General features: G+C 39.9%; 22 protein-coding genes. 18 read left to right on the top strand and 4 right to left on the bottom strand.

The window, feature by feature from the left end; genetic code table 11:
• Positions 1–40 precede the first annotated feature (40 nt).
• On the top strand, positions 41–1,138 hold the full coding sequence (locus ABMY35_RS14315; RefSeq protein ID WP_349286825.1) for a PepSY-associated TM helix domain-containing protein: 1,098 nt from the start codon (positions 41–43) through the stop codon (positions 1,136–1,138).
• Positions 1,139–1,182: 44 nt separating this feature from the next.
• Here ABMY35_RS14315 and astB read toward each other — a convergent pair whose 3' ends face one another.
• Complete coding sequence (gene astB, locus ABMY35_RS14310) at positions 1,183–2,517, bottom strand: N-succinylarginine dihydrolase (protein ID WP_349286824.1); 1,335 nt, start codon at positions 2,515–2,517, stop codon at positions 1,183–1,185.
• 252 nt (positions 2,518–2,769) lie between these two features.
• Here astB and ABMY35_RS14305 point away from each other — a divergent pair, with 252 nt between their 5' ends.
• Positions 2,770–3,624, top strand: coding sequence for a mechanosensitive ion channel domain-containing protein (locus ABMY35_RS14305; RefSeq protein WP_349286823.1), 855 nt, complete (start codon positions 2,770–2,772; stop codon positions 3,622–3,624).
• A gap of 266 nt (positions 3,625–3,890) precedes the next feature.
• Here the strand turns inward: ABMY35_RS14305 and ABMY35_RS14300 are convergent, their stop codons facing one another.
• The gene (locus ABMY35_RS14300; RefSeq protein ID WP_349286909.1) at positions 3,891–4,637 is read right to left on the bottom strand and encodes a divalent cation transporter; all 747 of its coding nucleotides are present in this window, start codon (positions 4,635–4,637) and stop codon (positions 3,891–3,893) included.
• 185 nt (positions 4,638–4,822) lie between these two features.
• Between ABMY35_RS14300 and ABMY35_RS14295 the strand changes: the two genes are divergently transcribed.
• From ABMY35_RS14295 to ABMY35_RS14285, 3 genes are all read left to right on the top strand, one after another.
• On the top strand, positions 4,823–7,093 hold the full coding sequence (locus ABMY35_RS14295; protein ID WP_349286822.1) for a response regulator: 2,271 nt from the start codon (positions 4,823–4,825) through the stop codon (positions 7,091–7,093).
• 69 nt (positions 7,094–7,162) lie between these two features.
• Positions 7,163–8,116 (top strand): slipin family protein, encoded by a 954-nt coding sequence (locus ABMY35_RS14290; RefSeq protein ID WP_349286821.1) that lies wholly within the window; start codon positions 7,163–7,165, stop codon positions 8,114–8,116.
• A gap of 3 nt (positions 8,117–8,119) precedes the next feature.
• Positions 8,120–8,572: an NfeD family protein gene (locus tag ABMY35_RS14285; RefSeq protein WP_349286820.1), complete on the top strand. Its 453-nt coding sequence runs from the start codon at positions 8,120–8,122 to the stop codon at positions 8,570–8,572.
• Positions 8,573–8,716: 144 nt separating this feature from the next.
• Here ABMY35_RS14285 and ABMY35_RS14280 read toward each other — a convergent pair whose 3' ends face one another.
• Positions 8,717–8,935, bottom strand: a complete 219-nt coding sequence (locus tag ABMY35_RS14280; RefSeq protein ID WP_349286819.1) for a DUF6500 family protein — start codon at positions 8,933–8,935, stop codon at positions 8,717–8,719.
• Between the two features lie 446 nt (positions 8,936–9,381).
• Between ABMY35_RS14280 and ABMY35_RS14275 the strand changes: the two genes are divergently transcribed.
• The 8 genes from ABMY35_RS14275 to ABMY35_RS14240 all read left to right on the top strand — a co-directional run bounded on the left by ABMY35_RS14275 (position 9,382) and on the right by ABMY35_RS14240 (position 20,272).
• Complete coding sequence (locus tag ABMY35_RS14275) at positions 9,382–10,302, top strand: GTP-binding protein (RefSeq protein WP_349286818.1); 921 nt, start codon at positions 9,382–9,384, stop codon at positions 10,300–10,302.
• A gap of 460 nt (positions 10,303–10,762) precedes the next feature.
• Positions 10,763–11,533 (top strand): hypothetical protein, encoded by a 771-nt coding sequence (locus ABMY35_RS14270; RefSeq protein ID WP_349286817.1) that lies wholly within the window; start codon positions 10,763–10,765, stop codon positions 11,531–11,533.
• Between the two features lie 170 nt (positions 11,534–11,703).
• Positions 11,704–12,474, top strand: coding sequence for a hypothetical protein (locus tag ABMY35_RS14265; protein WP_349286816.1), 771 nt, complete (start codon positions 11,704–11,706; stop codon positions 12,472–12,474).
• Positions 12,475–13,024: 550 nt separating this feature from the next.
• Positions 13,025–14,269, top strand: coding sequence for an HlyD family efflux transporter periplasmic adaptor subunit (locus ABMY35_RS14260; protein ID WP_349286815.1), 1,245 nt, complete (start codon positions 13,025–13,027; stop codon positions 14,267–14,269).
• A gap of 32 nt (positions 14,270–14,301) precedes the next feature.
• Positions 14,302–15,006, top strand: a complete 705-nt coding sequence (locus tag ABMY35_RS14255) for an ABC transporter ATP-binding protein (protein WP_349286814.1) — start codon at positions 14,302–14,304, stop codon at positions 15,004–15,006.
• Positions 15,003–17,399, top strand: a complete 2,397-nt coding sequence (locus ABMY35_RS14250; RefSeq protein WP_349286813.1) for an ABC transporter permease — start codon at positions 15,003–15,005, stop codon at positions 17,397–17,399. Before ABMY35_RS14255 ends, ABMY35_RS14250 begins: the two co-directional genes overlap by 4 nt.
• Before the next feature lie 127 nt (positions 17,400–17,526).
• The gene (locus ABMY35_RS14245) at positions 17,527–18,930 is read left to right on the top strand and encodes a sigma-54 dependent transcriptional regulator (RefSeq protein ID WP_349286812.1); all 1,404 of its coding nucleotides are present in this window, start codon (positions 17,527–17,529) and stop codon (positions 18,928–18,930) included.
• 31 nt (positions 18,931–18,961) lie between these two features.
• Complete coding sequence (locus ABMY35_RS14240) at positions 18,962–20,272, top strand: HAMP domain-containing sensor histidine kinase (RefSeq protein ID WP_349286811.1); 1,311 nt, start codon at positions 18,962–18,964, stop codon at positions 20,270–20,272.
• 3 nt (positions 20,273–20,275) lie between these two features.
• Here the strand turns inward: ABMY35_RS14240 and ABMY35_RS14235 are convergent, their stop codons facing one another.
• Complete coding sequence (locus tag ABMY35_RS14235) at positions 20,276–20,710, bottom strand: BLUF domain-containing protein (RefSeq protein WP_349286810.1); 435 nt, start codon at positions 20,708–20,710, stop codon at positions 20,276–20,278.
• Positions 20,711–20,869: 159 nt separating this feature from the next.
• Here ABMY35_RS14235 and ABMY35_RS14230 point away from each other — a divergent pair, with 159 nt between their 5' ends.
• From ABMY35_RS14230 to phrB, 5 genes are all read left to right on the top strand, one after another.
• Positions 20,870–21,421, top strand: a complete 552-nt coding sequence (locus ABMY35_RS14230) for a hypothetical protein (RefSeq protein WP_349286809.1) — start codon at positions 20,870–20,872, stop codon at positions 21,419–21,421.
• A gap of 163 nt (positions 21,422–21,584) precedes the next feature.
• Positions 21,585–22,154, top strand: a complete 570-nt coding sequence (locus ABMY35_RS14225) for a sigma-70 family RNA polymerase sigma factor (protein WP_349286908.1) — start codon at positions 21,585–21,587, stop codon at positions 22,152–22,154.
• Positions 22,147–22,809 (top strand): ChrR family anti-sigma-E factor, encoded by a 663-nt coding sequence (locus tag ABMY35_RS14220; RefSeq protein WP_349286808.1) that lies wholly within the window; start codon positions 22,147–22,149, stop codon positions 22,807–22,809. The genes ABMY35_RS14225 and ABMY35_RS14220 overlap by 8 nt, the downstream gene beginning before the upstream one ends.
• A 9-nt stretch (positions 22,810–22,818) precedes the next feature.
• The gene (locus tag ABMY35_RS14215; protein ID WP_349286807.1) at positions 22,819–23,784 is read left to right on the top strand and encodes a DUF1722 domain-containing protein; all 966 of its coding nucleotides are present in this window, start codon (positions 22,819–22,821) and stop codon (positions 23,782–23,784) included.
• Positions 23,784–25,178: a deoxyribodipyrimidine photo-lyase gene (phrB, locus tag ABMY35_RS14210; protein WP_349286806.1), complete on the top strand. Its 1,395-nt coding sequence runs from the start codon at positions 23,784–23,786 to the stop codon at positions 25,176–25,178. Before ABMY35_RS14215 ends, phrB begins: the two co-directional genes overlap by 1 nt.
• Position 25,179 lies beyond the last annotated feature (1 nt).

Raw genomic sequence — 25,179 nt, 5'->3', positions numbered from 1 at the left:
CGGCCTTTTGTGGTTTATGACCATATGAGGGGCAATCAAAATGAAAAAAACACTTCATTTATGGCATCGCTATCTTGGATTAGTTGTGGCCATTCCACTTATCATTATTTCTTTAACAGGCAGTATTTTAGTTTTTAAAGAAGAACTTGATCATTGGTTAATGCCTGAACTTGCGGTAGTAGAGGGCGAAATAGGGAGCAGACTAAGCTACGACGAATTAAGAGCCGAGTTAAACAGCCAGCTTAAGGGCTATGAAATTGGCAGTTGGGAAGTCTTTGATGATGGCATAACAGCAGATCGTATTTATGTGCTCAAGCACGGTACGAGTGAATGGTTTAAAGTTTATCTTGATCAATACCAAGGGGATGTGCGCTCTGAGCCTGTTGCGGTCAATCATTACTTAACAGACTGGCTGCTTGATTTGCACTATAAATTTTTGATTGGTGATACAGGGCTCTGGATCACAGGTGTAGCATCACTCATATTGCTATTTATGGGCATCTCCGGGCTGGTAATTTATCGTCAGTTTTGGAAAAAGTTTTTTACTCTGAGACTGAAGGTAAAGCGCATTGCATTATTTAGCGATATTCATAAATTAGTTGGTATTTGGTCAGCACCCGTTCTATTAATTATTGGTTTCACAGGGGTGTATTGGAATATTTCTGAGATCATTCATCATGAACTCGAACACGGTGAAGAAAATCAATATGTGATCACTGAACGACTCTACAATCACCAACTTTCACTCGATGATATGGTGGCAGAGTCAACTCAGCAAATGGGCGGATTTAGGCCAACTTATTTACTTTTTCCATATGAGCCTGAATTTCAAATTACATTCTTTGGAGAAGTAAATAACACCAGTTTTGTCACTAGCGAATATGCCTCTACGGTGACTTTTAATAAGCAAACAGGTGAGCGTATGCCAAATTATGATATTCGTGAAGCGCCGTTTTTTTTAGTCGCTGTTGATAGCTTTCGTAAGCTTCACTTTGGCTATTTTGCTGGTCTACCTAGCCGAATTATTTGGTGTGTGATTGGCTTAACGCCGCTTATCTTTGCTATTACAGGTTGCTACTTATGGCTAAAAAGAAGAAGGCCAAAGAAGCGTTTATCAGCAAAAACACAATTAGCTTAGAAGTGTAAAAGCCAGAACCGTTTCTGGCTTTTAAATTAATTAGGCTACAGTTGAAAGTCGTATACCGAGCCTAAGTTCATAATTTGTGTAAGCTCATCTAATGCTTGTTGAGACTCCTGCATTAAACTTGGATCTGCCAAATCAGCTTCTACCAGACGGTCGCGATAATGTTTATTTACCCACTTAGTTAATGTGTTGTGCAGCGTATCAGTCATTAAACAATGAGAGTTAACTGCATTTAATTCTTGTTGTGATAATGCAACTCTTAACCTTAAGCAAGCAGGTCCTCCGCCATTTTGCATGCTTTGTTTTAAGTCCATATAAATGACTTCGCTAATCGGGTTACTTGCTTGACAAAGTGCCGCCAAATAGCGTTCTACAGTATCGATTGTTTGGCATTCGCTCGGAGCAATTAATGCCATTCCGCCATTTGGCAAGCTTACTAGTTGGCTGTTGAAGATATAGCTTTGAACAGCTTCATCAACACTCAAATCAGCGTCAGAGACTTCGATTAAATGTAGCGGGCGTGAGCCTGTGTAATTCTGTCTGATTTGCGCAATGACTTTTTTCTGTTGATAGAATGCTTGTTCATGAAATAAAAATACATTCTCATTGCCAATGGCGATCACGTCATTGTGGAATACACCTTGATCTATCACTGCAGGGTTCTGCTGAATGTAGAGCGTTTGCGCTGGATCTAGTTGATGACTTCGGGCAATTGCTTCACTGGCTTGACGAGTTTGTCTTGCTGGGAAAACCTGTGGTTTTACTTTGCTATTCATATCTTCGCCATATACAAAAAGCGCCAACCCTGAATGACCATAACTATCGGCTAAACGGGTGTAGTTTGCGGCGCCTTCATCTCCAAACAGGGGGTGTTGTGGTAAAGGTGCATGATGCGTAAACACAGATTCATCTGCAAAAGTGGCTTTTAAAATTTTGCTGGTGGTTTTTGCTTCAATAGCGCGGTGAATTTTGTTGTTTAAGTTCGCTGGGGTGAAATGCACTTTGCCGTCACCACTATCAGCACTTGGTGAAATGGTTGCCGCATTGGCTGTCCACATAGAAGATGCCGAATAGCATGCTTTTAAAAATTGCGGTGCTGATTTTGAAGCCTGAGAGATGACATTGGCATCTGAGCCTGAAAAGCCAAGGCTTCTTAATGTGATTAAGTCAGGTCGAGCATTGGGCGCTAATACACCTTGATGTAACCCCATCTGGCTAAGCGTATGCATTTTTTCTAAACCCTGTAGCGCAGCTTTTTTTGGATTTGCGACTTTATTGGCATTCGACTTAGATGCCACGTTGCCATATGACAGTCCGGCATAATTATGTGTTGGTCCAACTAACCCATCAAAATTGACTTCAGTGTAATTCATAGTTGCCTCATTGTGGTGCAATCGTGCACTATTTTAGTGTTTTTTTTATCCCGATAATTAGCTCTGTAATTAAAAAACCAATTATTTCATTGGTTTATTTTTGAGTTAACTATATTTAACTATAATTAGTTCAAGCTATATGCCAAACAGTTTAATTACACAGTATAAAGACGATTAATCCGGTATACCTCTACGGCTATTAATCAAGGCAGAATAGTCAATAAGTGATACTGACTCGAAAAAGGATAAGCCATGCTCTTGAAATTAAGTGCGTTTTTGAATCATGCAATTTTTATATTCAATGATGATCCTCTCACTGTAGGTGAAGTCCTGGTTATTCCTTTATGGTTAACAGTATGCTTTTGGTTAGTACGAACTATAGTTAAATCTGTTGAAAAGCGCTTAAGTCAAAAAAAGCGTGACCCTAATATTATTCAACTAACACGAAAAATCATCGTCATTGTGTCTATGGCGATTATCTTCTTGACAACCCTATCAATGCTTAATGTACCTATCACCGCATTTGCGTTTTTATCAGGGGCGATTGCCATCGGTTTTGGTTTTGGTGCGCAAAATATCATTAATAACTTCATCAGTGGCTGGATTTTAATTGGTGAAAAACCCATTCGAATTGGCGACTTCTTAGAGGTTGAGGGTGTTAAGGGCATAGTTGAAGAAATAAATACCCGCTCAACGCGAATTCGCCGTGTTGATGGTGTGTATATGCTTATCCCAAACAGCAAACTGCTCGAAAACACGGTGGTAAACTGGACGTTAAGAGACAGATTAGTGCGTGGTACGGTGAGAGTAGGCGTGGCTTATGGTTCTGATTGTGAGCTAGTCGCGAAGCTAATGTTAGCTGCTACGAAAGCCCATGACAAAGTGTTGGATGATCCCGAGCCTTCGGTTTTTTTCATAGATTTTGGTGATAATGCATTGGTCTTTGAGTCTTATTTTTGGATCAACTCAACTGTAGAAGGGGGGCTGAGACTTGTTTCGAGTGATATTCGTTTTGCCTTAGATAAAGCATTTAAAGACGCTGATATCGTGATTGCCTTCCCACAAAGAGATATTCATATCGATGGTGAATTGAAAGTCACTAGATAAATCGTTTTAATAGAATAGACCTCATCACAAGGCCTTTGAGAGAAAAGTCCATTGAATGTTATTTATTCTACGGCCATTTTTTAATGTGAAGCTTTTTATGTGATTTTACTGGGTAATTTCGTCGTGGGGTATCAGGTGCAGATAGCCCGATTGTCTTGTATATATTCAGTGATATGTTGTTTGTTTTAGTGGTGGCACAAGTGATTTATTTCCGCCGTAATAAATGGGTGAGTTAAACTGGAACAGACACAATTCCTCAATGCTGTTCAGCCATGACCGATCAGCATATTACTGAATAGTACCAAGCCATAGCCAAACACAGCTCCAAGTGGTGGCCCCCAATGTTTCTTGAGCTTAGACTGCGGTGCTATATCTTGGAATATTAAGTATAAGATCCCGCCAGATGCAAAGAGCATAATAGCGCCTAACATGGCTTCATGTCCCGCTAATACATAATACCCAAACAATCCAGCTAAAGGGCCTAATGGCACCAGTAAGAACATAATCATCAAAGTGGTTTTAGTACTCTTATTTTGTTCTTTTAATTCGCGAAAAGCATTAAAACCCTCAGGTAAATTTTGTAAACCTATAAGCAGAGCGAGCATTAGGGCAGAAGATGAGCCAGTGGCGACTAGACCACCTAATGCAATTGCTTCGGGCACAAAATCTAATGTCATACCCATTAATTGAGGCGATTTACGGCGTTTGAGTCCCAGTTGTCGCTCTATAAAGAAAAAACTCAGTGCCCCTAATAACAAAATCGCAATTGCAATAAACTGATTTGGTAAATTATGCATGCCTTCAGGCACTAATACGGTTGTTACTGCACCCAATAAAATGCCACCGCCAAATGCGATAAGAAAATGTCTCAGCTCTTTTTCTAGCCAATAAGGGCGAATAGATTCAATACTGGCAATTAAACCGCCAATAGGGATGCATAATCCGGCTAAGCTGGTGAGAAGAATAATATTTAGATATTCAGGCATATTTGCGCAGCCATTTAAGGACCCCATCAAAGCAAAGCCCCTTCAATATAAAAGATAAGTTCAACTCTGTTAAGGGTTTTATTGCATGTGTTTAGCTTTACATTTTGGTGGTTGGCGACTAGTTTTTTATATTAACTGTGTTGCTAAAAACACACATATTTACCACTTTGAAGTGGGTTATCATTTTATTTTGTCACCTACCAAGAGATGCCATGCAATTATCAACTGTCACGTTATTATTAATGAGTGGTGTCGGTGTATTTACTTCTGCTGTTTCGTTGGTTTTTCTGTGGCTGGCAAACAGAGATATCACAGCGGTGCGTTATTGGGCCATATCATCTTGTTTCCTGTTGACAGGCTTATTGTTATTTAACAGCCAAAGTGTTTTACCAGAAACCCTTAAATATGTGCTCCCTAATTTTGTGGTACAAACGTCATTTTTGTTTATTTTACAGGGTACTTACCGAGCTTGTGAGCAAAATGTTCCAAAAGTTGAACTCGCAACCTTTATAACTTGTTACGTCGTACTGCATCTTTTTTTTACCTTTATTTACCCCAGTTACCCACTTAGATTTACGCTTGGAGTAACGACTGTTTTGATTTTTCTGAGTTGGGTTTTATGGTGTTCATATCGTTATAGCCAAGGACGTTTTAAGGTCTCCAGCTTTTTGATACTACTTAGTGTCGTGATTTTATTTGCAGTGTCACTCAATAAGATCATCGATATGAATTGGCAAGGGGTGACTAATCTTCAGCAAGATGACTCTATGAAAGCCCAGTGGTTTATTATTGCTTTGTTTATGAGTCAGCTATTGTTTAATTTCGCCTTTGCGATAATGACGGGTGAAATAAGAAATAACAAAAATAAATCAGTTCAAAAACAACTTATCACCGCCAATGAAGCATTGAAAATTGAAAAAGCACGAGCGGAGAAACATTCAAAACTTAAATCTGAATTCTTGGCAAACATGAGTCATGAGATCAGAACGCCCATAAATGGGGTGATAGGGTGTTTGGAGCTTTTGCAAAATACCACATTGTCAAAACAACAAGATCAATATACTGAACTCGCTTATGCAAGTGCAAACTCACTGCTTGGTGTGATTAATGATATTTTAGACTTTTCAAAAATTGAATCAGGTAAGCTAGAAATCAATAATGAACCTGTTGAGCTACTTGCGTTATTAGACAGTGTCGCCAAATCATTTGCTATAGCGCTGAGTAACAAACCGGTTATGTTATTTGTCGATTGTCACCAAGTCACACATCATAATTTACTATTAGATCCAGTCAGAGTTCGGCAAATACTCAATAACTTATTGAGTAACGCAATTAAGTTTACTCATCAGGGACATGTAAAGTTGATCTTGAGCTCTCAATTGCAACATGATGGTCGGGTTTTAATAAACGGTAAAGTCATTGACACAGGTATCGGAATCGACAGTCAAGCTCAATTAAAACTGTTCAATGCATTTAGTCAGTGTGATGCTTCGACCACAAGGCTTTATGGCGGTACAGGGCTTGGTTTAGTGATAGTAAAAAGACTGTGTAATTTAATGGGAGGGGATGTTGAACTAAGAAAGAGCTCGCCAGATAAAGGCACTGAATTTGCGTTTTCAATCCAAGCTGGACTTGATGAAAGTATTATCGCGGAAGAACAGTCGTTAAATGTACCAAATTTAATCGGGTTATTTAGCCCCAATACAACATTTTCATCAATTCTGTTAAGTCAATTTGAATCGCGAGGCTTAAAGTTAGATATTTTGGATTCAAAATTTATTTCCCAATCACGCTATGACTTAATCATTTTAGACTTAGTGAATTGCTCTGATACGGGGTTAGAAAGTACATATTTACTTGAAAGTGCGCAAAGACAAGCTCAGCAAGTAAGTATAATTTGTGATGTGAATAGTAAATTACCAAATAGCCAACTGGTTAAAGGATCAGGGTGTGCGGTTTTCTACCATCCTTTTACTTGTTATGACTTAATGCAGCTATTTACAAAGAAAGTTGAGCAAATACCAACGACAACATTGGTGGTTGAAAATGAAGGTAGAGCAAAAAGCTTGGCAGGATTAAAAATATTGCTTGCCGAAGACAACAAGGTCAATCAAGTCGTTGCTACAAAAATGTTGAGTAATTGGCAAATAGAATTCGAAATAGCGAATTCAGGGCAAGAGGCTCTAACTATTCTTGAAAATTCGGAAAGTGGTAACTTTGATCTGATTTTAATGGATTGCCAAATGCCCATTATTGATGGTTATCAAGCAACAAAAGAGATCCGAGAAAACCTTAAATATAACAAATTTAAATCTATTCCAATTATTGCTTTAACCGCGAACGCAATGAACGGAGACAAAGAAAAGTGCTTACAAGCTGGTATGAATGGTTATGTGAGTAAACCAATAGAAGTTGGCAAATTAAATGCTGAAATAATGCGCTTAATAACGCCTTTCCACAAAGAGTCATCAGGGCATAGCTAAATAAGATTAAAGTGGAGAATTTAGAAACTAGGTGATAATCTGAACATTGAATAATAAGAAGGAGAAAACATGGATCCAGTTAGCCAAATTGTAGAATTTGTATTTCAAGTCGAATTCTTTCTACTGCTTTTTGTGATTATTGTCTTAAAAAGTAGCATCAAGTTTGTACCTCAAAATCGAGCTTGGATGGTTGAGCGTTTTGGTAAATATCAATCAACCAAAGAAGCGGGTTTAAACTTTATTGTCCCTTTTATTGATCGTGTCGCTGCGGATAGAAGTTTAAAAGAGCAGGCGGTCGATGTGCCTTCTCAGTCAGCCATTACCAAAGACAATATCTCATTAATTGTTGATGGTGTTTTATATTTCAGAGTGCTAGATCCATATAAAGCGACTTATGGCGTTGATGACTATATTTTTGCGGTTACCCAATTAGCGCAAACTACAATGCGTAGTGAACTGGGTAAAATGGAGCTAGACAAAACTTTTGAAGAACGTGATTTACTAAATACCAATATTGTTGCTGCGATTAACTCAGCATCAGAGCCATGGGGTATTCAGGTATTACGTTATGAGATTAAAGACATTGTGCCACCTAATTCTGTAATGGAAGCGATGGAAGCACAAATGAAAGCAGAACGTGTGAAACGTGCGCAAATTCTAGAATCTGAAGGTGATAGACAAGCGGCCATTAATGTTGCCGAAGGTAAAAAGCAAGCACAAGTTCTTGCAGCTGAAGCAGATAAAGCTGAGCAAATTTTACAGGCCGAAGGTGAAGCAAAAGCAATTCTAGCCGTCGCTGAAGCGCAAGCGGATGCACTTCGTAAAGTCGGTGAAGCGGCAAATACAGAGCAAGGTCAAAAAGCCATTCAGCTCGATTTAGCAACCAAGGCGATCAGTGCCAAAGAAGCGATTGCTAAAGAGTCATCTGTTGTGCTTTTACCAGACAGCGGCACTGATGCAAGCTCTTTGGTTGCGCAAGGTATGTCGATTATCAACTCATTAAATCAAAAACAAAAAGGCTAGCCTATGGAATTTTTGACAGACAATATTGCGCAAACACTCCTTATATTAGGTGTCATAGCACTGATTGTTGAAGTAGCAGTGCTTGGCTTTGCCACTTTTGTACTGTTCTTTGTAGGCCTTTCATTGGTGTTCAGTGGTGCCTTGATGTATGCAGGGTTACTCGATGCAAGTTGGATAACCGCTCTTTGGGTGAATGCCATTATTACTGCAGGCTTGGCAGCATTACTTTGGAAGCCACTTAAAAGGTTACAAGAAAGTCGTGAGTCAACTGATGTGCACAGTGACTTTGCAGAGCTTATTTTCACCTTAGAGCAGGACGTTGATGAGCATAACGGCTATAAATATGCTTATTCAGGCATAGAGTGGTTAGTTAAGAGTAAAAAACCTTTAAGCAAAGGCAGCCAAGTAAAGGTCGTGAAAAAAGACGTCGGTGTATTTTGGGTTGAACTTCAATAAAGAGCGAGATAACCCGCATTTTTAACTTTATAAAAGCAGGCGAAAGCCTGCTTTTTGTCATAATGGTTATTTAAGATGCTTTATTACTGAGAGCAGGCTCGAGGCGATAAAGAGTCTAAGGTAGTTTTATTCATTGTTATATCCCTACAACCCTTGCTCAACCATTTCTTTAATTTTGACAGCTTTTTCGAAGTGATCTAATTGATGAGTGTGTATCCACCAAGTAGCGGCTTCCATCAGTTGTTCTGGGTCATCGTTTTTATTAGCGAAAAAAGCGTAAAACGACACACCGACGGTCTCTCCCTTTTTCGCTATCTTTTGCTCACACACAGAGATGAATTTATTTCTTAAACTTTGACGCATTGATATTCCTTGTAGTCACATTCATACCTCGCCTCAAATAAAATCACTTGACTAATAGGAGGAGGTATAAACTTCACTGACATAGTAACTGAGAGAATTATGTTTATGAAAGCTATAAAGTTTATTGAAGGTGAAATGAACGTGAGCAGGACATAGTGATAAAAAATAATCGACTCAACATCCTGTAGGAGCCGATCATGACGCATCTAAGTTTTATTGTTGTTATGACTCTGCAATATTGCAGAAGGTATTTTTTATCAAGTAATTATGAATTCATTATGGAGGGAATATGGATTTATTAGGTTTTATCTTCTTTTTAATTGTGTCAATTAAGATGGAATTTATGAAAATTAGAATAAAAGGGTAATCTAAATTTCTTTTGTGATAGTATCACGTTTTTGGGGCGTGTTTAAAGTCGAGTTGACTTACAAATGAGAGGATAGAAAGTGGAACCTATTATTGTTGTTGTTGGTTTTCTTGGGGCAGGTAAAACCACGTTATTGAAACGTTTGGTCACTGAATATAGCCAAGCGAATTGGTCGCCTTTTGTCGTTTTAAATGATTACGAAAATGCCAATTTAGATGCGCAGCAGTTTTTGGATATGCTTGATGAGAAAAGTTTAAAAGCATTGAATGGCAGCTGTATTTGTTGCAGTGGTATTGGCGAGCTGAGAGAGTCGGTTAACCGAATTCCTGAGCGAGTAAATGGTATTACACTCATAGAAGCGAATGGCACAACTGATGCGTGTGCCTTAATGGGATTTCTTGGTGTGGGCATCGAAGCGCGTTTTATGCCTCCTGTGCAAATTTCTGTAGTTGATGTTAAAAATTGGCAATTGCGAGATGTCCATAATGAACTTGAAGCGAATCAAATACAAATCTCGTCGTTGATCACACTGTCACATACTGACTCTGTAAGTAAAGCACGTTTAGTTCAAGTTAAAAGCGATATTCGAGCGATTAATCCAACTGCAGAGATCATGCTTTGTGAAGAACTAGAAATTAATAAACTTCCTGAGCTGTTACCATCGAGTAATAGTGCAGAAAAGCTTGCACATCATAAGTCACATTGGTCTTCGTGTTCAGTTGATTTACCTAACTTACCAGACCCTATTTGTATTAAAGAAATCTGTGATGCGATCCCAAGCAGCGTGATCCGAATTAAGGGTTGTACAGTTTTAGGCACAGAGCCCGGTTATACTTATTTTGAACGTTGTCCGGATGGTGAAGTTTATGTCAGGCCTTACCGCGGCAAGCCCACCACCGGGGCTAAGTTACTAACTGTCGGGCCTGGCAGTGAAACGTTGTTGTTAGAATCGGCAATTCACAATAGTTTAGAAGCTGCCAAATTACGACAAGTAACATAGCTTAGCTCGAGGCATACAGTCGGATTGCTAGCTATTTTGTGGTAGCTAGCAACCTGATTGACAGAAGTTTCAAAAACTGCTGTTTTGCTAGTTGGTGTTCATCGTTATTAAAAAACGCGTCTTTATTTTGTTCATCAGAAAAACGAATGGTGAATATCTAATTTGAGCTTTGGTTGCTAAGTTTATCTTCGCACTCGCTCTTAACTCCTAAGCTCTAGAACATTTTAAATCATATTCAAGTTCACCATTGAAGCGACTTTAAAATAGACTCATTACAGCAACATATTGGTTATGTTACCGATTTTTTCACTCCAAGTTCGATTAAATCTTGAATATTAGATATGCATTTAGCATTTGGGTTTTATGATGTTTACCATTTTTTGAAAAGTGCTGTTTGAAAGTGTCTTGATGCAAGTTAACATTCAAGTATTAATAATAAATCTAATAAAAAGGGATTGTTTTGCAGTTTAGAGAGTTTGTTTTTCTTTCATCAAAGCGAGTTTTTGCGCTTGCTTTGTTGTTTATTTCCGTGTCCTTAACGGGCTGCACTTTTTTATTTGACGAGGCCCATGGTTACCGCGGACCTGTTGAAATAACCATTGTGACGGAAGATGGTTCAATTCCTCAGTTCCCCTTTTTAATTGATACTGGATACGCTGAACCAGGTGGACATGGTGGAAGCGGTCATGAAAGGGGATATGATTATTTAAAGTTGGCATATGCCGGTAAAGTGGTCACTTTTCCAAGAGAGCGTTTAGACTTATTACAACCTAATGCATACGCTATGGTTCACTTTGTAGTCCGTCATCCAAATTATCATATACAAACTTTAAGTGTAGGTTTGGGCCCGATTGACGCTGATGACCCTCACAAGCTCACAATTACAGTTAAGCCATTTGAAGACATGATGCAAGTGATAGCAGAGCGTGCTGAAGCCTTCAAAATTAAGCGAATGCAATTTCAACCCGATTCCAGAGAATACAAATCAGCAGACTTCACTTATCAACAAGAGCGCTTTGTACTAGGTAGGGCAATACATCGTCAAATAGATAAAACAAGAGACGTATACCTACCTGAGCTACCGTTAACTCTTCAACAAGAAGTAATTGATAAGTATCAACCAATTTTCAAAAAGTGGTACTACAGTGTGCCAGAGACTGACTGTGATGACCAAGTGTTCTGTAAGTATCAAATATTAGAACCTCGAAGGAAAGAATATGAAGGGTTGTAAATCCGAAGGAGTGTTACACATTCGAGGTCGATTAAATCTTGAATATTAGATATACATTTAGCATTTGGGTTTTATGATGTTTACCATTTTTTGAAAAGCGCTGTTTGAAAGTGTCTTGATGCAAGTTAACATTCAAGTATTAATAATAAATCTAATAAAAAGGGATTGTTTTGCAGTTTAGAGAGTTTGTTTTTCTTTCATCAAAGCGAGTTTTTGCGCTTGCTTTGTTGTTTATTTCGGTGTCCTTAACGGGCTGCACTTTTTTATTTGACGAGGCCCATGGTTACCGTGGACCTGTTGAAATAACCATTAAGACGGAAGATGGTTCAATTCCTCAGTTCCCCTTTTTAATTGATACTGGATACGCTGAACCAGGTGGACATGGTGGAAGTGGTCATGAAAGGGGATATGATTATTTAAAGTTGGCATATGCCGGTAAAGTGGTCACTTTTCCAAGAGAGCGTTTAGACTTATTACAACCTAATGCATACGCTATGGTGCACTTTGTAGTTCGTCATCCAAATTATCATATACAAACTTTAAGCGTAGGTTTGGGCCCGATTGACGCTGATGACCCTCACAAGCTCACAATTACAGTTAAGCCATTTGAAGACATGATGCAAGTAATAGCAGAGCGTGCAGAAGTCCACAAAATTAAGCGAATGCAATTTCAGCCGGATTCCAGAGAATACAAATCAGCGGATTACAATTACCACAAGGAACGCTTTGTACTGGGTAGGGCAATACATAGTCAAATAGATAAAACAAGAGACGTATACCTACCTGAGCTACCGTTAACTCTTCAACAAGAAGTAATTGATAAGTATCAACCAATTTTCAAAAAGTGGTATTACAGTGTGCCAGAGACTGACTGTGATGACCAAGTGTTCTGTAAGTATCAAATATTAAAAGCTCGAAGGAAAGAATATAAAGGGTTGTAAATCCGAAGGAGTGTTGTTTTAGGTACATTGTTTGGTGAATATGTCGGCTGTTATCCATTAAAAATAGCTGACATATTCAACTCTTTTATGGCATTTTTTAGCGAACAATACCAATTATCTTAATTAAGTGATCTATTTTGAGGCAAGGAAAACTTATCGATAGCACCGCTCACGCATCCTGCTATCGCTGAGGTACCTTCATCCATGTAGGCAAGGCTAAAATTTTGCGATTTAGTTGTTCTAAATGAGAAGTTTTTAACGATGCTAGCGTCAGTTTTAATCCCTAAAAATGATTAAGTATCACTGCGTATTGGTATAAAGTCCTTGCTGATTCGTTCTTTTCTCTCATTTTCTTCCATTAGGGTCTGAACACTATGAAATTTTATCGAGTCCGTTTCGATTTCGATAAATTGTTTTTCGGTTTCGAAAATAATATTTCTATATTTGCATAATGGTTTCTTAAAATCTATATTTTTCATGCTCTTATGTTTTGGCATGGCACTTGATTTAACTACTGTACTAAAGATTAAAAACAGTATGAGATCAAGTTATGGATGTGGTCGTAAAGCCCAAAAAAAACACCAAACGGCATCTAAGCATTTTAGCGTTTGTGTGCTTGCTACTCGCGGCCTGTGTTTGGCTATTTTTGCAACCAAGTCATGCACAGCAAATTAAAGCAAACGAGATTTGGTCGGCGAAGGTCGAGCAAGGTTCATTAAATTTAGAAGTGTCAGGTTTTGGCCGTTTAAAGTCGAAAAAGCCGCGTTTACTCACTGCCAAAAGTCAGGCAACGGTTGATGAAATTATTTTAAAACCGGGTGCTGAGGTAACTCCCGATAGTGTTATTTTAAAGCTTTCAGATCCGAATATTACCCAATCGGTGCGCGATGCAAAGCGTGCTTACATCGACAGTCAAAACCAGCGTATTCAAACGGATATTAACCAAAAACGCGAATTACTTGCTCAACAAGCAGAATTAGCTCGCATCCAAGCAGATCTCGAAAGTGCCGAACTCGAAGCGAATGCACAGAGTCAATTGGTCAGCAAAGGTATTGTCTCTAATATCGACTATCAACGTACTAAATTACAAGTCAGACAGTTAACTCGACGTTTAGAGATTGAAACTGCTCGCATTACCCAGCTTGAAGCCCTGCACGCAGCCAATTTAAAAATTGCCGATTCTAATATTTCGGCACAACAAGAAGCATTAGATTTAGTACAACAACAACTCGACAGCCTAACGGTTAAAGCGGGTATTCATGGTGTGGTGCAATCACTAAGTGTGGAGCTCGGGCAAGCGGTGAATTTAGGGGAACAATTGGCTCTAGTGGGCAGTACCACTGACCTTTATGCTTTGCTGAACGTGCCACAGTCAAAAATGCAGTCTATTCAACTGGCGCAAGCGGTAAGCATCAATACTCGTCGTGGTGAGATCTCAGGGGAAGTGATACGTATTGATCCGGTGATCAACAACGGCAATATTCAGGTTGAAGTGGCACTAAAAGGCGCGTTAACCGACAATGCACGGCCAGAGTTAAACATCGAAGGCACAATTGCTGTGGGTCAATTAGAAAACGCTCTGTTTATTAAAAAACCCGTCAACGTAAAAGCTTTTTCAAATTCCATCTTATTTAAGTTAACCGATAAAGGCTCAGCCATCGCTACTCCAATTCAGTTTGGTGCGGCAACAGACGAGCAAATTCAAATCCTTGCTGGCGCAGAGCCTCACGAGCAGTTTATCCTAAGTGATATGACTCGCTGGCAAGCACATACCCACATTGCCATTGTGAAGTAAGTCAGGCAATCGCGATATAAAAAGGAAAGATCATGAGTAATAACAAAATAAAGCTAACCAATATCACGAAAAAGTTTGTTACCAGCGAGATGGAAACCCATGCATTACGTGGCGTTGACCTAGAAATCAATGAAGGTGATTACGTATCGATTTCAGGCCCGTCTGGCTGTGGTAAATCAACCCTGTTATCGATATTGGGATTATTAGACACCTCGTCAGACGGTGAATATATGTTAGCCGGGCACGATGTCAGTAATCTCAGTGTTAATCAAAGAGCAAGTATGCGCAATGAGCATATTGGCTTTGTATTTCAGTCGTTTAATTTAATTGATGAATTATCAGTTTTCGACAACATAGCACTGCCATTACGCTATCGTGAACATCCTTTATCGCAAGAAGAAATTAAACAAAAAGTGAACGCTTGCTTGGCTAAAGTTGAAATGACGCATCGAGCTGGTCATAAACCGAATCAGTTGTCAGGCGGTCAACAGCAGCGTGTTGCGATTGCCAGAGCCTTAGTAAACGACCCGGCAATTTTACTCGTTGATGAACCAACCGGTAACCTAGATTCTAAAAACGGTGATGCGGTCATGATGATGCTAGCTGAATTAAACCGACAAGGCACCACCATTTGTATGGTAACCCACGACCCAAGATATGCAGATATGGCAAAACGCAAACTGCACCTACTTGATGGCGTGATGGCCGATGAGTTTAAAATGGAGCTGGCGGTATGAGTATCATCAAAGAAGAATTTAAACTCGCAGTCAGCAGTTTATTGCGATTACCGGGGTTTAGCCTAACGGTTATCTCTACCCTTGCAGTGACATTAGCTGCACTTGCGGTGGTGCTGAATATCAATTATTTGGTACTGACTAAGCCTTTACCATACCCGAATGCTGATAAGCTCGTCGTTACCGACCAAAGCGAAACAATCAATGGCGAGACGCAATACGGCTTTCAGATTTTATCGGCGCAGTATCATATTTATAAAGACGAGCAATATATCGAGCAAATGGCTCTTATGAGTTTGTATAGTGCAAAACTAAGAGATCTGCCCGATACACCTTATCTTGATGGTGTTCGTGTAACACCTGAGTATTTTACGATGCTGGACGTGCCTATGCATTTAGGTCGTGCTTTTAATCAACAAGAAACCATTAATGATAAGCAAAGAGTGGTGGTATTGAGTTTCGAGGCTTGGCAAACGCACTTTGGAGCAGATCCACAGGTGATTGGTACTTATACAACTATCGCTAATGATAAATATCAGATCATAGGTGTAACAGCGAGTCATTTTAATGCGCCAGAAGTATTTGGTAATTTTTCTATGCATGCTTGGTTTAGCTTTGACCAAGAAATTAGCCGCACTAGTAGCTGGGGAAGTATTACCGGTGGAGTAAATGGTGTAGCAATTCTCAAAAATGGTGTATCAATTGAGCAAGCAAATAGCGCACTTAGTGAGCAAATTAACGAGTTGTATCAAAGTCGTGATGATGTCGCTGCTAATACCGCAATTGGAGCACGCTTCGTACCCATAAAACAGAAAATAGTCGCAGATAGTGGCGAAATGGCATTGTTGCTATTGGCAGGCGTGATCACCTTGTTATTCATTGCGGTCACTAACATTTGTAATTTATTTTTATCTCGCGCGGTGCAAAAAAAACGCGTGATGGCCATTCAAGCGGCATTGGGGGCGAAAACACACCATATCTTTTTAGGCATGTTCAGCGAAGCGCTGTTGTTATCTATGCTTGCCTGTATTTTTGGCTTGCTTATTGCCGGCTGGTCTAAGGTTTGGTTAGCAAGCGATTTACAGTATATGTTCCCGCGAATGCAGCATCTAACTCTCGACCTAGTGACAATTTCGGCAAGTGTTGTAGTGAGTGTATTTATTAGTATCGTCATGGCGAAGCTCGCCAGTCAGCAGGTGCCTTACAAACAGCTTAATCAAACATTGCAAAGCAGTGGTAAAGGTACGGGAGCACAGATATCTAGTCTCACCAGAAATGTACTGGTTGCCTTACAAGTTGGGTTAGCCACTGCTTTATTACTTGGTGCAAGCACAGTGTTATCCCCTGCGATTAATAAATTGGTTAAAGATGTCGGGTTCAATGCCAATAATGTAAATTATCTTCGCGTCGATACGGGTAACTTGAATGAAGGTTTTCATGATGTTGCGCAACAAGTCAAAAGCCAGCTTAAATCGTTACCGCAAGTTGAAGGTGTTGCTCTGACGCGCGCTTCACCTTTGCAAATGGGTTGGGAAAATTATTTATACGATGAAAGTAATGAAATGCTAGGTATTGTCAGTGTCGGTTTCTTTGACGAAAATAGTTTTTCTTTACTCGGTATGCCGATGCTTGAAGGGCGTAGCTTTAGTTCATTACAAGATCCAGAAAATACACCGCAGGAAATTATTATTAGTAAAGCACTCGCAGAGCGTTTGTTTAAGTCAGAATCTGCAATAGGTAAAACATTGCAAGCAGCACCGAATGAGCCACTCACCATTGTGGGTGTAGTTGATAATGTTTATGTGCCGGATAACCGTGATAGCTATGCAGAAGAGCGTTATTATTTACCGTTTGAAGCCGGTGCTCGTTTTGCTTTCACTTTCAAAAGCAATAGCCAAGTCGATAGAGCACAATTACTCGAAGCCTTAAAAGAGGTTAACCCGCAACTGAGCATTGCTTATTTTGAAACGCTAGAGAATATGTTAACGACTCGACTTAGAGCTTCTAAACTAATTGCGATTTTAACAATGAGTTTAATTGTATTAGCGCTAAGTCTGGCTGCTGCGGGTATTTATGGCGTACTAAGTTACAGCGTGCAAATGCGTCGTTACGAGCTGGGCATTCACCTATCACTTGGTGCGCATACTGGGCAAGTTATCAAAATGGTATTAAAGCAAAGTATGCAGCCAGTTGTATTTGGTGTGCTTTTAGGTGGCGTACTAGCGGGAATAGGCTATTTAATTGGCACGCGACTCCTTGCGATGCAAATAACTGGGGAAATTTCAGTGCTATTACTTGCCATTCCTATTATGGTGGCGATTTCTGTATTAGCCTGCTACTTACCGGTACGTTCTGTAGTGAGCTCAGATCCTCTAAAAGCGCTGCGTAATGAATAACCTTAAGGGTTTTCTGAAACTTCGCTGAGCATTAACCTAGTCTTCTTAATAAAGGCTAGGTTAAACTCGTTTCACAGCTTTAAGCGTACAGCTTGTAACTAAATAACATCCAAGGAGCAGCAAGGGCATGCCAGCAGCAAAACAGCATATTTTGATTGTAGAAGACAGGGCCGATGTAAGGCTCAGCCTACGTTTTTTGCTAAACAATCATGGTTATGAGGTGTTTGAAGCTGAGAGTCCTGCTGTTGCCAGCGAGTTCTTACACTCTCATCATATTGACTTAATTCTGCTCGATATGAACTTTGAGTTTGATACCACATCGGGCGAAGAGGGGTTGGCATTCCTTCGTACACAACAAAAAACGAACTGTCCTCCCATTCTGGCGATGACCGCTTGGTCGAGTGTCTCTTTGGCTGTTGAAGCTATGCAACTGGGCGCGAGAGATTTTTTTGCTAAACCTTGGGATAATCATGCCGTTGTGATGATGGTAAAAAAGCACCTCGCTTTAGCACAGATTGATCATCAGAAAACAATTTCTCAACAACATGAACCAGGACCGTTAGGCAAAAGCGATACTTCATTAGACAACAATACAAATTCTATTTTGTGGCATAGCCCACAGATGCAAAAATTAAAAGCGCAGTTAGAGCGTGTTGCTAAAACTGATGCGACGATATTTTTGCGCGGTGAAAATGGTACAGGTAAAAGCTGTATCGCAGAATATTTGCACGCTCACTCAGCACGCACCGGTGAGTTTGTCTCGGTAAACATGGGTGCTATTCCTGAAAGCTTGTTTGAAAGCGAGTTATTTGGCCACAAAAAAGGCGCATTTACCGATGCCAAACAAGATAGAGCGGGGCGCTTTGAGCTTGCCAATAATGGTACATTGTTTTTAGATGAAGTCGCGACAATGGGGCCGACTCAACAAGCTAAACTGCTGCGGGTGCTCGAGTCCAAACAATTTGAGCGAGTTGGTGATACACTGACCCAACAGGCGAGTTGTCGCATTATCGCGGCATCTAATGCCGACTTTGAGGCCATGCTTGCAAGTGGTGAATTTAGAACCGATTTATATTTTAGATTGAACACCATCGAGCTCACCATTCCTCCTCTAAATAAGCGTCCCGAAGACATCATTGTGTTGGCAAAGCACTTTATTGAATTACATGCCAAACAATATCAACTTACTCCTTTACCCTTAAGCAAATTAGCCGAACAGGCTTTGCTTGATTATGCATGGCCGGGTAACGTACGAGAGCTCAGTCATATGATGGCAAGAGCAGTTTTAATGGCTGAAGGTGACTGTATAAACGAGCAGGATCTTGAGTTTAAAGTACTGCACAATTCATCGAAGAATACATCTTCAAAAAGTTACATTCCCTTAATGACCCTCGAAGATGCTGAGAAAAAGCTCCTCAAAATGGCATTGGCGCAAACTCACAATAATGTAGAACAAGCAGGCGAATTACTCGGCATAAGTAAAAGTGCCATTTACCGCCGGTTAGAAAAGTTTGGTATGTCGACTAAGTAAATTACTAAAAAAAAAAATAATGAGCCAGCACATGTTCAAACTCATAAACAAAATCACAGAGCGACTAGAGTTACGCTCCATCGAAAGCATCCTGACACTGTTTATTGGCAGTTGTTTGCTGGTTTTATCGGGGTTAACGGGCTTTATGCTTTGGTATAGCTCAGCCAGTACCTTAGTGGTTTGCACTGTATTGGTATTATTAATTTGCCCGTTTGCGCTGCTATGTTGGTATGTAAGGCATGCTTTGCTCAACCCTTATTACCGTTTTTCAGCTGTCCTTGAAGCGATAAGAAATGAAGACTATTCACTGCGCGCCAACCCTAAATTTAATCAAGGCGCAGTTAAACTCTTAGCTGATGAAATCACCAGCATGTCGGCAGACTTACAGAGCAGAAAATCGCAATATGACCAACAAGCGGTGCTAGTACTTAGGCTCATTGAGCAGCTTGCTACTCCTATTGTAGTTTTAAATAAAGAGCATAAATTACACCATGCCAATGAAGCTTTTTCTAATTGGCGCAAGCAACCGTGGCAGACTCTCAGGCATACAAACGCCGATGATTTGGGCTTCACGTTATCCGCAAATAAATGGCAATTAAGTGATGAGTCCCTTATTGCAAAATGGCAGTTACGTCATAGCCAATTCACCATGCAAGAGCAAAGCTATGAATTGTTGGTACTAACTAATATTGAGCAGGTGGTGTATCACACAGAGCAATTAGCTTGGCAGAAAATGACCCGCGTATTGAGCCATGAAATCAATAATTCGTTGTCACCCATTAAGTCGTTAGCGCAAACATTACAAGATATGCTTAAAGGCAATGATGACTTTGCTAAATTAGACCCTGCTTTACAAGTTATTGTTGAGCGCAGTGACGGCTTAATGCAATTTGTAAATCGCTATGCGAATTTAAGCAAACAATTCGATGTTCATATTGTGCAATGCGAGCTCGCACCGTTATTTCAGTCAGTGGGTAATTTGTTTGATTATCCTATTAAGATTAAATGCGATGCGGTTTATGTATTTGCAGATAAAGTATTGCTTGAACAAGTCTTGGTTAATTTAGTGAAAAACGCCATTGAAGCGAGTAAATCGCAACAACTTATTGAGTTAAATGCTTATGAGCAAGGCAAGCAAATTGTGATTGAAGTAAAAGATTCGGGGTCGGGCATTCAAAATACTGATAATTTGTTTGTGCCGTTTTACACCACCAAAGCGCAAGGTAAAGGGATAGGACTTAATTTGTGTAGAAACATGATAGAGCAACAAGGTGCAAAACTAACGCTAAGCAACCGCGAAGATAAAACAGGCGCAATTGCTCAGTGTTGGTTTGACATATAGATACTAACGGATACCAAAAAGATTATCGTCAGAAAAGACTTTCAATAGCTTCACTGGAGCACTTAAACCATCAATAATACTGCCTCTGACAGCTGCATCGAGCAAATCCCGTAAAACGTGATATTTACTGTCATGTTCCTCATCAAGGTTGATCATATTCATGGTCCAGCGAGAAAAAGTACGACTGGTGGCGGGTTCGAGATAAAGTACCTTGGCTTGCATATGCCGGTCGTCATTTTCAATTTTTCTATACAAGTCTTGAATAATGGGTAAGTCACCTTCTAAAACTTGTAAAAACCAGCCGCCGTTATAAAACAGACTGCCCGTTACACGAAGATTGATATTGTTTTCGCGCGCTACTTTTAAAAGTTTTAAAAAGTCTACGCTGTCTAGCTGTCGACTCGCTTTGCTGAGATAGATGAGTTGATGGATTGACATGAATAATCCCTTATCGATATCTGATATGTTTTCTATCTATAGATTCGAACTGATTAAAACGCAAAACAACCGAACAAATAAAAAGATGTGAAAACTTAATCGATCTTTTTTATACGCTGTGACGTAAAAAATGCCATGTAGAGTTTTTAGGTCTTATTTATGCAATTACCCGTTTTTCCGCTTCCTGTATTTTTGCTTCCTGAAGGAGTAACACGCCTTCGTATTTTCGAGCCGAGATATAAAAAACTGGTATCTATTGCAACTAAAGAGCAAGGCTTTGCACTCACCATTTACAAGCCAGATGCAGAGTTTGAAGTATCTGAATGGGCGGCTTGGGTTGATATAGTCGATTTCTTTGAAGAAAAAGGCATGCTACATATTGATGTAAAAGCAAAATCGCTTGTAAAGCTCAGTGATATTTTTTTCGACGAAGACAATTTACGTTTTGCTAAATGTGCTCCCATCCCGCATTGGGAGCAAGTAAGTTTAAGTGAAAATCACATTGCGTTAGCCGATAAACTAGAAGAGATATTCTCTTTACACCCAGACATTCAAAGCCTTTACCCATCGCCGCAATTTGATAATCCAAACTGGGTTTGTGCGCGTTATTTAGAACTGCTTCCATTGTCTATGGAGCAAAAGGAAGTGTTTGTTGATCAATACAGTTTTGATAAAGCTCAAAACTTCTTACACACCATAATGTTAGGTTAAATTTGTAGAGTGTCCTACAATTAATAAAACTAATCAATCTAAGTGATCCAAATCTGTTTCTTAACGTATGTAATACGAAATGCAATTAATGGGTTTAGTCATGGTGAGCACAGATAATAGGAATTCCCATCCTTCGATGAGCACAACAAAACAGTCTCAAACTATGCCTGCTGAAATCGACGGCAAGTTGTTGTCATCTTGGTTAATCAGCGTGGCTCAAGAGCGTGATAGACGTGCCTTTGCTAACTTATTCAAATGGTTTTCTCCAAAAATCATTGGTTTTGGGCGCAAACAATTCAATAACCCTGTAATGGCGAACGAGCTATTACAAGAAACTATGACCAATGTGTGGCGAAAAGCTCATCTCTACAACGTAGAGAAAGGTGCAGCTACAACTTGGATTTACACGGTTATGCGTAACATCAGTTTCGATATGCTTCGTAAAATCCAATCTAACCAAGAAGACACAATCAGTGAAGAGATCTGGCCTTTAGCGGAAGCACAAAACAGTGATGACCACATGTTTGCCGATCACTTAATGGACAAGCAACTAGCGCAATACCTTAACAAGTTGCCTGAAAATCAGAAGCAAGTTGTTCACGGTGTTTATTTTCAAGAGCTTTCTCAAGAGCAATTATCAAAGCAGCTTAACATTCCACTTGGTACTGTGAAATCACGTTTAAGACTCGCACTGACTAAACTCAAACAACACATTGGAGCAGACTATGATTAAGCACCACCCTAAATTAGAACTGCTCGAGAGCTATGTGGCTGGAGAATTACCTGCTTCAGTGAGCGTCATGATTGCTGCGCACTTAGAAATGTGTCCTAAATGTCAGCAACAAATCACAGAGTTGACAGCAAAAGCAGCCGACAACTGTTTCGGCAAAGATGCGTTTGCTTTTGATGAATCAGAAATACAGTTCGACTTTGATGCTTTTATTGATGACGTAACAGAAGATACCAGTATCGATGAATTTGTTGAACCTGAGCCTCAAGAAGTTAAAGTAGCAGATACGCCATATTGCTTACCTCAGGTTCTATGTAACTTAGAGCGTTCTAACTGGATGAACTTAGGTAAATTGTCACGTTCACGCATCGAGCTGGAAGACGGCGATTTACGTATGAGTTTGTTACACATAGACGCTGAAGGCTCTGTGCCTAATCATACACATAACGGCTTTGAGATTACCTTACTTGTTGATGGTAGCTTCGAAGATGAAATGGGCACTTACAAACGTGGTGATTTCATTTGGCTCGATGGTAAAAACACGCATACGCCTTTTACTAAAGAAGGGTGTTTGTGCTTAACTGTATCTAGTGACTCGCTTCACTTTACTCAAGGACTTAGCAAATTGCTTAATCCAATAGGTAAGTTTATTTACTAGGAGACAGCTATGAATGAGTTTAATCCTGAATTTTCTTCGCCAATAAAAATTGGTATTAGTGCCTGTCTAACGGGCGATCAGGTCCGTTTTGACAAGAGTCATAAAAAATCTGATTTCTGTATGAATCAGTTAGGCAAACATGTTGAATATGAAAAGTTCTGCCCTGAAGTGGCGGTCGGTTTGCCTATTCCAAGACCGACCATTAGACAAATTAAATATGATGATGTGATTGCGGTTTCGCGTCCTGATGGCTCAATGGATGTCACAGAGAAAATGACCGAATTTGGCCAAAAAGTGGCATCTCGCATCGACCATTTGAGTGGTTTTGTTTTTATGAAAGGCAGCCCTAGCTGCGGTATGGAACGTGTTAAAGTTTATTACGAGCATGGTAAAGGCTGTGAGCACAATGGTGTCGGCTTGTTCGCTAAGCAAATTCTAGACGCACACCCAAACTTACCTTGTGAGGAAAATGGCCGCTTAAACGATGCCGTTTTACGTGAAAATTTTGTTATGCGCGTATTCACTTACAAAAAATGGCAAGAGCTGGTGGCGTCGGGTTTAACCAAACACAAATTGATCGAGTTCCATAGCAAAAACAAATATTTGGTGATGAGTCATAACCTCGAAATGTACCGCAAAATCGGCAACATGCTAGGGCAATCGAAAGCGCCTTTAGAAGAGCTTGCCGAGCAATACATTTCGATGTTGATGTCTGCATTGAAAAAGCCAGCCTCACGTCGTAACCATACGAATACTTTGCAGCACTTACAAGGTTACTTCAAAAAAGTACTCGATAAAACAAAGAAAGAAGAGTTAACCGATCAAGTCATGGCATATCGTCAAGGCCTAGTACCACTTCTTGTACCTTTGACTTTGATTAATCATTATTTACGAGATTACCCGAACGAGTATTTGTCAAAGCAAGCGTACTTAAATCCATACCCTGCAGATTTAAAACTAAGGTATAGCCTATAATGAGTGCCCTTTATTGGATAAGGAAAGACTTTAGACTCGACGACAACCCCGCATTAATTCAAGCCCTATCGCAAGGATGCAAACAGGCAATTTTCATTTCTACTCCTCGTACTTGGCAGCGACATAATGTTGCGCCTATTCAGGTCGACTTTATGGCACGTCACTTGGCATGGTTTGAGCAACAGCTTAACGCCCAAGGTATTGAGCTGACTGTGATAAACGGCAGTGATTTTAATAGTCAAGTCGAACAGTTGTTGAACTTTTGTTCTGAGCATCAAATCACACGAGTTTTCGCAAATAGCCAGTTAGAGATAGACGAAGTTGACAGAGATAAGCAAGTAGCAGCATGTATTGAGCTTAACCTATTCGAAGCCGATGTGATGTTGCCAAAAGGCTCTGTGCGCAATAAGCAGGGCGAAATGTTCAAGGTCTACACGCCGTTCAAAAAGGCTTGGCTACAAGCAGTTAAGCAAAGTGGGTTTGTTCAGAACTACTTAGGTAACAAGGTGGCGGTTGATGTTGATTTCGATGAGCATAAATTTAGCTTTGATTACCCAAAAGTTGACTCGTCGAAGTGGCCGTTGGCAGATACAGCGCTAAGACAAGTATTACCGCGATTTTTAGCTGAAAAACATGATGACTATGAGCTATACAGAGACAGACCTGATTTAAAAGCAACCAGTGGTTTATCGCCTTACCTAGCCATCGGTGCTATTAGTCCAAAACGAGTTTTCATTGAGCTGATTAATCACATGCCAAATGTGCTTGAAGATATGAAAGCGCCACAATTTAGCTGGTTGAATGAGTTGATCTGGCGAGAGTTTTATCGTCATCTTTTAGATGCGTTCCCAAATTTAAGTAAAAACAAAGATTTTCAAGAGAAGTTCCACGGCTTCACTTGGCCAGATCATCAAGCAAAATTTGAGCTTTGGTGTAATGCCCAAACTGGATTTCCAATTGTTGATGCTGCAATGAAACAGCTTCAACAAACCGGTTGGATGCACAATCGTTTACGTATGATAGTCGCCAGCTTTTTAACAAAGCATTTGCTGGTGGATTGGCGCAAAGGTGAAGCGTTTTTTATGCAGCATCTTATCGATGGTGATTTGGCTGCTAATAATGGTGGTTGGCAATGGGCTGCGGGTACAGGGTGTGATGCACAGCCGTATTTTAGGATCTTTAACCCACTCACACAGAGTGAGAAGTTTGATCCCGGCGGAGATTTTATCCGTAAGTATCTACCAGAATTAGAAAATGTGCCGACCAAACATATTCACGCACCGCAAGCTTATTTGGCTGCAACAGGTCAAAGTGATGTGTATCTCGATGCGATTGTTGATTTAAAAGAAGCAAGAAATCAGGCACTAGAATATTACAAGAGTGAGTTATCTTAAG

The sequence above is a fragment of the Pseudoalteromonas sp. BZB3 genome (assembly GCF_040104455.1).
Taxonomy (GTDB): domain Bacteria; phylum Pseudomonadota; class Gammaproteobacteria; order Enterobacterales; family Alteromonadaceae; genus Pseudoalteromonas.
The sequence above is the reverse complement of the archived record's forward strand: the minus strand, read 5'-3'. Positions and strand labels throughout refer to the sequence as shown.